This window comes from Streptomyces sp. RP5T (assembly GCF_003933965.1).
Lineage (GTDB): Bacteria > Actinomycetota > Actinomycetes > Streptomycetales > Streptomycetaceae > Streptomyces.
In genome coordinates, this window is sequence record NZ_RSAJ01000290.1 from 1 (window position 1) to 10505 (window position 10505).

Sequence of the window (10505 nt, forward strand, 5' to 3'; positions counted from 1 at the left end):
CCACGGGGGTGACGTCTGTGGCCGGTTCCGAGGTGGACGGCGACAGACGAAACGTTTCCGACGTGGTGGGCGTACTGGTGCTCGGCGCCTGTGCCGCCTGGTCGCTGATCACCGCGGCCGCACACGACGGGCGCCCGGAGGGCGTGCTGCTGGCCCTGCTGGCCGTCGCGGCCGGGTACGCCGCCGGCCGCATCTCGGGGGCGCTGCTGCCGGTCGCCGCCCCGTGTGCCGCCGCGCTGGCCGGACTGGGTCTGACGATGGGACTCCCCCAGTTGGCGCCCGGACCGGAGATCGTCGGCCCGCTGGGTCACGCGGGCGCCACCGCCGCGCTGCTGACGCTCGCCACGGGTGCCGCGTGCTGCGCCGCCTGGACCACCGGGTCCCCCGCGCTGCGCGTCCTGCTGCGACTGCTGGCCGCAGGCATCGCGGTGACGTCGGCCGTCCTGGGGTCGGTGTCCGGGCTGGTCAGCTGCGCCGCGGTGCTGCTGTGCTCGCTCGCCGCGGGCCGGATGCGCCACCGCGGCCCGGGCGTCGCCGGTCTCGCCGTCGCCGCGACCGCGGTGACCGGCCTGACCTGGGCGGTGGCCGGGAACGCGGTACCGGACGGCCTCGCCGGGTCCCTGCGCGGCCGGCTCACCCCGCACCGGATCGACCTGTGGCACGACGCGCTCCGGCTGGCCCGCGAGGACACCGCCCTGGGGGTCGGGCCGGGCCGCTTCGGGGAGCTCAGCACGACGGCGACCCAGTCCCTGCTGCCCGACGGGAAGCCGCACTCGGCACCGCTCCAGATGGCCGCCGAGCAGGGGGTGACCGGGGTGCTGCTCCTGGCGGCGGCCTTCTGCTGGCTGCTGTACGCGCTGTGGCGCTCTCCCCGCCCCACGCCGGTCGTCCTCACCGCGGGCGCGTCCCTGACGGCGCTGGCGGGGATCGCCGCGGTCGGCAACGCGCTCAGCTTCACGATGGTGTCGGTGGGCGTCGGGTTCCTGGCGGGCCTGACAACGGCCCGCCCCCTCACCGAGGAGGCGCCCCGGAAGTGAGCGCCGGTCTCAGTGGAGGGGACCCGAGGCCCTGGGCCGCAGCCGGTCGCGGATGATCCGTACGGCCGCCTCCGCGTCGTCCACGGTGATCGTGAACGTGTGGCCGTCCCACAGTTGCAGGACCACGCCCTCGCCCCGGCGTACGACGACGGCGGTGCCCTTCTCGGGGCGCCAACGGTAGCCCCAGCCGCCCCACTGCCGGGGAGTGACGTGCGGGACGAACTCGGCCCCGGCGACATGGGCCAGCGGGATTCGGCGGCGCGGCACGCCGATGTGGCCGCAGCGGACCTCCAGGGAGTCCGTGTCGACCTTGAGGGCGACATGGACGAAGCCGAGCGTGAGGAAGAGGACCAGCAGCCCGGCCGCGATGCAGCCGACCACCGACATCACCAGCGGGGCGACGCCGGAGGTCCATGCCGAGTCGACGGCGAGCTCGATGCCGAGCGCCACGATCGCGGCGCCCGCGAGCGCCGGCAGCCACTGGACCCGGTTGGAGGCGCGGCCGGTCCAGACGTCGGGGTGGTGCGAGGTCTGCTCGCCGTGGGGGTGGTCCCTCATGCCTATGAGATTACGCAGGTTTCGCCCTGCGGGTACCTCGTCGCACAGAGTGACTGCTCCGGGCGAGGCATTCCGGCCGCCCGCGGCACGTAGCGGACCGATCCGACGCAGCGCCCGCGCGGCGACCGCACTCGCCAAGCCGTGCCAGAGGAGCGGCGGACGACCAGGGCGCTGCACGGCGGCGCGGATGTGCTCAGCGGGCCGGCGTGGCCGTCCTCAGCAGCCTGCCCTCCGCGTAGGCCAGCGCCGGCGCGGGCAGGGCGGCGCCCTCGCGACCGCTCAGCAGCACCGTGAGGGAACCGGTGGCCGCCGCCTCCGGCGCGGGCTGCTCACCGATCCGGCGCAGCGCCTGCGCGGCAACCGCACCCGCCGAGCCGTGCAGAACCAGCGGCGGACGACCGGGGCGCTGCACGGCGGCGCGGATGCGCTCGGCGACGAGTTCGTAGTGGGTGCAGCCCAGGACGACGGTCGTCACGTCCGCGGGGGTCAGGGCGGCGGCCGCGACGACCGCGGCGTCGATGGCCGCCTCGTCGGCGTGCTCCACCGCCTCGGCGAGACCGTGGCAGGGCACCTCGGTGGCTCGCACCCCGTCGGCGAACTGCGCGAGGAGACCGCGCTGGTACGGGCTGCCGGTGGTGGCCGGGGTCGCCCAGATGGCGAAGGGGCCGCCGGCCGCCGCGGCGGGCTTGATCGCGGGCACGGTGCCGATGACGGGCAGGTCGGGTTCGAGACGGGCGCGCAGGGCGGTCAGGGCGTGCACGGTGGCGGTGTTGCAGCCGATGATCAGGGCCTCGGGGCCGTGCGCGGCAGCGGCCTCGGCGAGGGTGAGCGCACGCGAGACGATGTCGTCCGGTGTCCGCGGACCCCACGGCATGCCGTCCGGGTCGAGGGAGAGCACGAGATCGGCGTCGGGGCGCAGTCGCCGTACCGCGGCGGTGGCCGCCAGCAGACCGATTCCGGAGTCCAAGAGCGCGATCTTCACCCGGCCACGATAGACGATGAGCCATCGGGGGCCGGTTCCGTGGGGCAGACTGCGCGCGTGAGCGCCATCGCGTGGACCGCCGCCGTATCCCTCGCCGCCTGGCTGTGGCTGTTGCTCTGTCAGGGCTTCTTCTGGCGCACGGACGTGAGACTGCCGCCGCAGCGGGATCCGGAGACCTGGCCCTTCGTGGCCGTGGTGGTGCCGGCTCGTGACGAGGCCGGCGTGCTGCCCGCGAGCCTCCCCTCCCTCCTGGCCCAGGAGTATCCGGGGCGGGCGGAGGTCTTCCTCGTCGACGACGGCAGCACGGACGGCACCGGAGAGCTGGCGCGCGAGCTCGCGGACCGGCACGGCGGACTGCCGCTCACCGTGTCCTCACCGGGGGAACCGCCCGCGGGATGGACGGGCAAGCTGTGGGCGGTACGCCACGGCATCGGTCTGGCACGCGTGCGTGGACCCGAGTACCTGCTGCTGACGGACGCCGACATCGCCCACGAGCCGGACAGCCTGCGCGGGCTGGTCGCCGCCGCGCACGCCGGGGGCTTCGACGTCGTCTCGCAGATGGCGCGGCTGCGGGTGGAGAGCCTGTGGGAGCGGCTCGTGGTGCCGGCGTTCGTCTACTTCTTCGCGCAGCTCTATCCGTTCCGCCGGATCGGCAGGAGAGGTTCGCGGACGGCGGCCGCCGCGGGCGGTTGTGTGCTGCTGCGCGCCGAGACCGCCGAGCGGGCGCGGATCCCGGACGCGATCCGGCAGGCCGTCATCGACGACGTGGCCCTCGCGCGGGCGGTCAAGGGCGGCGGCGGTCGCGTCTGGCTGGGTCTGGCCGAGCGGGTGGACAGCGTGCGCCCCTACCCCCGGCTGCACGACCTGTGGCGGATGGTGTCGCGCAGCGCCTACGCCCAGCTGCGCCACCAGCCCCTGGTGCTGCTGGGCACGGTGGCCGGGCTCGCCCTGGTCTATCTCGTGCCCCCCGTCGCCGTCCTCGCCGGCCTGGCGACGGGGAGTGCGGTGACCCTGGTGCCGGGTGCTCTCGCGTGGCTGGTCATGACGGGCACGTACGTCCCGATGCTCCGCTACTACCGTCAGCCGCTGTGGCTCGCTCCGCTGCTGCCGTTCACCGCGTTCCTCTACCTCCTCATGACGGTCGACTCGGCGGTGCAGCACTACCGGGGGCGCGGTGCGGCCTGGAAGGGCCGCACCTACGCGCGCCCGGAGGCCGTCGCCGGCGAGGAGCGCTGAGGTCTCACTTGCGGCCCGGTGTCCAGTTCATGCCCCAGCCGTAGACCTGGTCCACCGTCCGCTGCGGGCTCACCCCGCGCTCGGGCACCAGATAGCGGGCCTCTCGCTGGACGACCAGGTCGTCGCCGGTACGGGTGATCAGGGCCAGCGCGCACACCGTCGAGGGGACCGTGCACTCGTCGAGGGAGAAGTCGATGGGGGCGCCGTGCTGCGGCTGGAGGGTGACCGTGGCGTGCAGGTCGGCGAAGGAGCGCGCGCCCTCGTAGATCGTGACGAAGACGAGGATGCGCTGGAAGTCCCTCTTGTGGTCGAGGTTCACGGTGAGGTTCTCGCCGCTCGCGACGGCGCCGGTGCGGTCGTCGCCGTCGAGGTGGATGTACGGCGGCTGGTGCAGGGCTCCATAGGCGTTGCCCAGCGCCTGGACGACCCCTTTGCGGCCGTCGGCGAGTTCGTACAGCGCGCACAGGTCGAGGTCGAGGTCGGCGTGCATGGCGACCGCGCGGCCGCGTTTGCTGCCCCAGCCCGAGAACTGTTTGCGTACCTCCCAGTTGAGGTTCACGCGCATGGCGCCCGAGGTGCCGCCTTGTTTGGCGAGGGAGACGGACGGAGCCGACTTGGTCAGCGTGACCTTGGAAAGGCGGACCGGTTGCGTGGAGGGGGGCGGCGGAGGCGCGACGGGTGCCGTCTGCTGAGGCTCGTCCACGGTGATACCGAAGTCCGTTGCCAGACCTTCCAGTCCGCTGTCGTAGCCCTGACCGACGGCACGGAATTTCCACGCACCCTGACGCCGATAGAACTCCCCGAGTACGAAAGCGGTTTCTACGGTCGCGCCCGTACTGTCGAACCGCGCCGCCACCGTGTCCCGCGCCGCATCCCGCACCTCGATGTAAAGATCCGGGACACCCGCGAAGGTCCCGCCGTCGGCGGAAGCGGCGAGCACGACGGTCTCCACGGACGGCTCCACGCGCGCGAGATCGACGTACAGCGTGTCGGTCACCCGGCCGCCGTCGGTCCGTTTGCCCTCGTGGCGGACGGCCCCGGAGGAGTGCTGCGGCTGGTTGTAGAAGACGAAGTCGGCGTCGGAGCGGACCTTGCCGCCGACGAGGAGCAGGGCCGAGGCGTCCGCGTCGGGGACCCCGGGGCCGGTGCGCCAGCCCAATTCGACGCGCAGTGCCGTCGTGGGCACCGGAGCGTTCGCACCTTTCGACATTGACATGTCCGCCCCCTCAGGTGTCGGCAGGCCAGGACGCTCCCCGGCGGCCCTTCGAGTTCTACCCGCTCAACCTATTCCCCACGGGCGGCGAACTCCCATCCCGCGCGCACGAAGATCACCGGCCAACCTCCGGTAACCCCCTCGGAACTCGGCCTTTACAAGGATGGGACCTGGATTGGCGTCCATTTTTGCCGAGTTCGCTCGCATTGGGGATCCCACACCACTGCCGACACGGAAAACAACCCTCTTATCGGTCTCCCCAACCAGCACATCGTGGGCTTAACTTATGTGCCATGACCTCCCCCCGCTCCACTTATGGCGGCGGCTACTACTCCGCCTCCTTCCCGGACACCCCGATCTACGACTCACTCGTGGCCGAGCGGGGCACCCCGCAGATCGCCCCGATCCGGGTCCCGGCCGCGTACGACGTTCCGGCCAGTCATCTGCCGGCGCTGCCGTCCGCACTGCCCGCTCTTCCCGCGGGTCCCTCCCAGTCCTCCTACGGCTACCCGCAGGCGCAGCAGCCCTCTCCGCTGCAGCAGGCGCCCGGCGCGTACATCCCGCAGCAGGCCGCCGCGCCTCGCGGGTATCCCGGTCCGCAGCAGCAGCGACCGGTCGGCCCCGGCATGGGCACGGGCTACGAGGCGATGCGCCCCGCGGCTCCCCGGCCCGCCCAGGCGGCTCCCTACCAGGATCCGTACAACAACCAGCAGTACCGCGGGTACTGATTCCCTCCCGGGTTGTCGGTGCCGCCTGGCACGATGGCCCCATGGGGAATGCGCAGCTGCTGTCGATTCATGTCCATCCGGTCAAGGCGTTCCGGGGTCTCGCGCTCCAGGAGGCCGAGGTGGAGCCCTGGGGGCTGGCCGGAGACCGGCGCTGGACGCTGGTCGACGACGGGGGAAAGGTCGTCACCCAACGCCAGCAGCCACGCCTCGCGCTTGCCGCCGCCGAGCTGATGCCCGGCGGCGGCCTCGTGCTGTCCGCGCCCGGCATGGATCCGCTGACCGTGCCCGTCCCCGAGGCGGGCGAGACCGTCACGCTGGACATCTTCGGGGACAAGGTGGAAGGGGTGCCCGCCACCGACGCGGCCGCGCACGCGTGGTGCAGCGCGTACCTCGACGCGCCCACCCGCCTGGTCCACATGGACGATCCCGCCACCCGCCGCCCGGTCGAACCCGAGTACGCGCTGCCGGGCGAGACCGTCACCTTCGCCGACGGATACCCGCTGCTGCTCACCTCGGCGGCCTCCCTCGACGCCCTCAACTCCCTGATCTCCGAAGGCAGGCACGCGGCGGAGGGCCCTCTGCCCATGAACCGCTTCCGGCCGAACGTCGTCGTGGGCGGCACCGAGGCGTGGGCCGAGGACGGCTGGTCGCTCGTCGCGATCGGGGACGTCACCTTCCGGGTCGCCAAGATGTGCGGGCGGTGCGTGGTCACCACCACCGACCAGGACCGGGCCGTGCGCGGCAAGGAACCCCTGCACAGCCTGGGCCGGCACCGCCGCTTCGACGGCAAGCTCGTCTTCGGACAGAACCTGGTGCCCCGCTCCCGCGGCACGATCCGGGTCGGCGACCCGGTCACGATCCTCGAATAGGCGGCGCGCGCAGGGACATGGGCCGACGCGGCGGCCGGTGGACAAGTTTCCGTCAAGGATCCGCCCGGTCCCGGGTCGCGGGAACACCGCCCGGGGACCCGCACGTTGGGGCCTTCATGAGGAGTTCATGAGAGGACCGGGCCGCAGGTGATTTCGCTCTCTCTTCGGCCGGTCCCGCGCGTGAACGCCTCTGTCGGGGGTTATCACGGAGCGGGAAGGGGGTGCGGACGGTGCGAGCGATCAGTGGACTCTGGCGTTGGCGGCGCAATCCGCTGCGCCGCGCGACCGATCTGGCCGAGGCCTGGGCCGGCCTGGTCGCCCTGCTTCTGCTCCTGGTCGTCGCACCGGTCGTCGGCTCGGCCACCGGGCACGCGGCCCAGGGCGCGCTGCAGCAGGCGGTCCGTGAGCAGCACGACACCCGCCGGCTGGTGACGGCGACCGTGATCCGCGCACTGGACCGTTCACCGCTGGACGCCGACCCCGAGGCCGCCTCCGGGCGGGAGTTGCGCACCCGGGTGGTGGCCGACTGGACCGCGCCGGACGGCACCACGCACCGGGGCGCGGTCCTGGCCGCCCTCGAAACCCCGCACCGCGGCGACCACTTCACCCTGTGGACGGACCTGCACGGCGGCCCGGCGGCCCGGCCGCTGGACTCGGCCACGGCCACCACCCACGCCGTTCTCGCGGGCATCGGGGCGGCGCTGCTGACCGCGGGCCTGGTCGAGGGCGCCAGGCGGCTCGCCGTCTGGCGCATGGTCCGTCGCCGGTACGCCCGTTGGGACAGGGCCTGGGAGCGCGCGGGCCCGGACTGGGGCCGGACCGGCACCGGCAGCTGACGGCCTTACGGCTCTGGTCAACCCACCACCCGCGCGCACGCTACGGTGGACCGGCCGAGGTTCCTCGGCAGCACAAACCCGCGTACTACGAGGTGGGGGCACGGCAACGCCATGGCACAGGGCACGGTCCAGGTGACGCACACCGGCACATCGAGGTGGCGGCGCCGCACAGGTGAGTACGCGTCGCTCGCCGCTGCCCTGGAGGCCGCGGCGGACGGGGACGTCCTCACGATCGCGCCCGGCACCTACCGGGAGAACCTCGTCGTGCAGCGGCCGGTGACCCTGCGCGGCCCCGAGGGTTCGCCCGGCTCCGTGCGGATCGCCCCCGTGGACGGCGTGCCGTTGACGGTGCGCGCCTCCGCCGTGGTGCAGGACCTGCACGTGGAGGGCCAGGACGCGGCCGCCCCCGCCCTGCTCGTCGAGGAGGGCACACCGGAGCTCACCGACATCCGGGTCGTCACCCGGTCCGCGGCCGGCATAGAGGTGCGCGGCGGCGCGCGCCCGACCGTGCGGCGCTGCACCGTCGACAACCCGGCCGGTATCGGCATCGCCGTACTGGACGGCGCGGGCGGGGTGTTCGAGGAGTGCGAGGTCGTGGCGGCCGGTCAGTCCGGTGTCGCGGTGCGCGGTGGTGCCCACCCCCGCCTGGAGCGCTGCCGCGTCCACCACACCGCGGGCGCGGGACTGGCGGCGACCGGCGAGAACTCCGCGCTGGAGGCCGTGGGTTGCGAGGTCTACGAGGTCCGCGGCAGCGGGGTCCAGATCACCGGCCGGGCCACCGCGCATCTCACCGACTGCGATGTGCACCGCACCACCGCGGACGGCGTCACGCTCGACACCGACGCGGTGCTGACCCTGGCCGACTGCCGCATCCACGACATCCCGGAGAACGCGGTCGACCTGCGCTCCCGGTCGGTGCTGACCCTGACCCGCACGACGGTCCGTCAGTTCGGGCGCAACGGCCTGTCGGTGTGGGATCCGGGCACGCGCGTGGACGCCAACCAGTGCGAGATCTTCGACAGCACGGGCGACTACCCGGCCGTCTGGGTCAGTGACGGCGCCACCGCCGTACTGGACTCCTGCCGGGTGCACGACGTGCCGGACGCCCTGTTCGTGCTGGACCGGGGTTCGCGCGCGGACGTCGTCGACAGCGACATCTCCCAGGTGCGCAACACCGCCGTGTCGGTGAGCGACGGCGCCACCGCGCAGCTCGACGACTGCCGGATCCGGGACGCGGCGACCGGCGCCTGGTTCCGTGACCACGGCAGCGGCGGCACCCTCAACAGCTGCACGGTGGACGGCACCCAGACCGGCGTGATCGTCACCAAGGGCGCCGACCCCACGATCGAGCGCTGCACGGTCGACTCCCCCGCGGAGGCGGGCTTCTACGTGTCGGCGGGCGGCCGCGGCAGTTTCCTGAACTGCCGGGTGACGGGCAGCGGCGGGTACGGCTTCCACGTGATAGACGGCTGCCGTACGACGCTCAGGAAGTGCCGCACGGAGCGCTGCGCGCGCGGGGGCTACGAGTTCGCGGACGCCCCGGACGCGGCCGCCGGAGCCGGTCCCGTCGTCGAGGACTGCACGAGCGACGAGAGCGGCGGCCTCACCCCGCCCGCGGCCCGGGAGACGGCCGTGCAGACGGAGGCCCGCTCCCCCGGCCTGCTGGGGTCGATCCCCGGACAGCGTGCCGCCGACCAGGAACCGCCGGCCGTCCCCGCCGAGCCGGTGAAGCCCTCGCGCACCTCGAAGGACGTCCTGGGTGAACTGGACGCCCTGGTGGGCCTGGACAGCGTCAAGCGCGAGGTGCGGGCGCTCACCGACATGATCGAGGTGGGCCGGCGCCGCCAGCAGGCGGGCCTGAAGGCCGCGTCCGTCAAGCGGCACCTGGTCTTCACCGGCTCCCCCGGCACCGGCAAGACGACGGTCGCCCGGCTCTACGGCGAGATCCTCGCCTCCCTCGGGGTGCTGGAGAAGGGCCACCTTGTCGAGGTGTCCCGTGTCGACCTGGTCGGCGAGCACATCGGTTCCACCGCGATCCGCACCCAGGAGGCCTTCGACAGGGCGCGCGGCGGAGTGCTGTTCATCGACGAGGCGTACGCGCTGTCGCCGGAGGACTCGGGCCGGGACTTCGGCAAGGAGGCCATCGACACGCTGGTGAAGCTGATGGAGGACCACCGCGACGCGGTCGTGGTGATCGTCGCGGGCTACACCGCCGAGATGGAGCGCTTCCTTTCGGTCAACCCCGGTGTCGCGTCCCGCTTCTCACGGACCATCACCTTCAGCGACTACAACCCCGAGGAACTGCTCAGCATCGTGGAGCAGCAGGCCGAGGAGCACGAGTACCGGCTGGCGCCGGGGGCGGCCGAGGCCCTGCGGAAGTACTTCACGGTGCTGCCCAAGGGGCCCGCTTTCGGCAACGGCCGTACCGCCCGACAGACCTTCGAGGCGATGGTGGAGCGGCACGCGAGCCGGGTCGCCCAGGTGGACGACCCGACCACGGACGATCTGACCCTGCTCTACGCCGAGGACCTGCCCGGCTCGTCCTGAGCCCGCGGCCCCGGTACGTCCGGCTGGAGCCGGCCCAGTAGTCTCGCCCGCTCCTCGGCGAAGACCGGGTCGGCCTGGTAGTCGGAGTGGCCGAGGATCGGCGCGGGCAGCGGGTGCAGTTCGGTGCGGCCGTAGGCGAGCGGGTCCTTGAGGGGTTCCCGGTCCACCTCGGGGCCGCAGTCGCCGGGCAGCCGCACCGGGCCGCCGATGGGGTCGGTGAGCCGGTAGAGGTTGCGCCAGCAGTCCACGTCGTGGTGCAGGGCGGTGAGCGCGGCCGGGCCGAAGTGGGCCGGGAACCAGCGGCCGTAGAGGCGCTCCAGCGGGGAGCCGTAGGTCAGCAGGGCGACCCGTCCCCGGACCGACGGCTCCAGCTGCCAGGCCGCGGCGGCCGCCAGCACGCTGCCCTGGGAGTGTCCGGAGATGACCAGCCGGCCCCGCGTGGCACGGATCCAGGTGGCGATCCGCCAGGTCAGGTCCGGTACCGCGCGCTCGGCGTAGC

9 protein-coding genes and 1 pseudogene are annotated in these 10505 nt (G+C 73.2%); 6 read left to right on the forward strand and 4 right to left on the reverse strand.

Translation table 11 applies throughout. From position 1 onward, the window contains the following. Positions 1-65: 65 nt before the first annotated feature. On the forward strand, positions 66-1037 hold the full coding sequence (locus tag EHS43_RS26410) for an O-antigen ligase (RefSeq protein WP_260470724.1): 972 nt from the start codon (positions 66-68) through the stop codon (positions 1035-1037). Positions 1038-1046: 9 nt separating this feature from the next. On the opposite strand, the gene EHS43_RS26415 is transcribed toward EHS43_RS26410, so the two are convergent. Both EHS43_RS26415 and EHS43_RS26425 read right to left on the reverse strand, forming a co-directional pair. After that, positions 1047-1595 carry a hypothetical protein gene (locus tag EHS43_RS26415; protein ID WP_125193255.1) on the reverse strand — a complete coding sequence of 183 codons (549 nt, stop codon included), beginning with the start codon at positions 1593-1595 and terminating at the stop codon, positions 1047-1049. 193 nt (positions 1596-1788) lie between these two features. After that, a complete protein-coding gene (locus tag EHS43_RS26425; RefSeq protein ID WP_125193256.1) occupies positions 1789-2577 on the reverse strand; it encodes a glutamate racemase in 789 nt (262 codons plus the stop codon). A gap of 39 nt (positions 2578-2616) precedes the next feature. Between EHS43_RS26425 and EHS43_RS26430 the strand changes: the two genes are divergently transcribed. After that, positions 2617-3813 (forward strand): glycosyltransferase, encoded by a 1197-nt coding sequence (locus EHS43_RS26430; RefSeq protein WP_125193257.1) that lies wholly within the window; start codon positions 2617-2619, stop codon positions 3811-3813. 4 nt (positions 3814-3817) lie between these two features. Here EHS43_RS26430 and EHS43_RS26435 read toward each other — a convergent pair whose 3' ends face one another. After that, positions 3818-5023 carry a TerD family protein gene (locus EHS43_RS26435; RefSeq protein WP_125193262.1) on the reverse strand — a complete coding sequence of 402 codons (1206 nt, stop codon included), beginning with the start codon at positions 5021-5023 and terminating at the stop codon, positions 3818-3820. A gap of 296 nt (positions 5024-5319) precedes the next feature. On the opposite strand from EHS43_RS26435, the gene EHS43_RS26440 reads away from it, so the two are divergent. The 4 genes from EHS43_RS26440 (at position 5320) to EHS43_RS26455 (ending at position 10006) form a co-directional block, all read left to right on the forward strand. After that, entirely contained in the window at positions 5320-5754 is a 435-nt protein-coding gene (locus tag EHS43_RS26440; RefSeq protein WP_125193258.1) for a DUF6643 family protein, read from the forward strand. 41 nt (positions 5755-5795) lie between these two features. Further along, complete coding sequence (locus tag EHS43_RS26445) at positions 5796-6623, forward strand: MOSC domain-containing protein (RefSeq protein ID WP_125193259.1); 828 nt, start codon at positions 5796-5798, stop codon at positions 6621-6623. A 230-nt stretch (positions 6624-6853) separates the two neighbouring features. Next, positions 6854-7459 (forward strand): hypothetical protein, encoded by a 606-nt coding sequence (locus tag EHS43_RS26450; RefSeq protein ID WP_125193260.1) that lies wholly within the window; start codon positions 6854-6856, stop codon positions 7457-7459. A gap of 111 nt (positions 7460-7570) precedes the next feature. Next, a complete protein-coding gene (locus EHS43_RS26455; RefSeq protein WP_185806419.1) occupies positions 7571-10006 on the forward strand; it encodes a right-handed parallel beta-helix repeat-containing protein in 2436 nt (811 codons plus the stop codon). Here the strand turns inward: EHS43_RS26455 and EHS43_RS26460 are convergent. Next, positions 9976-10505, reverse strand: a pseudogene (locus EHS43_RS26460) (hypothetical protein); the annotation flags it as partial. The gene EHS43_RS26455 and the pseudogene EHS43_RS26460 overlap by 31 nt on opposite strands.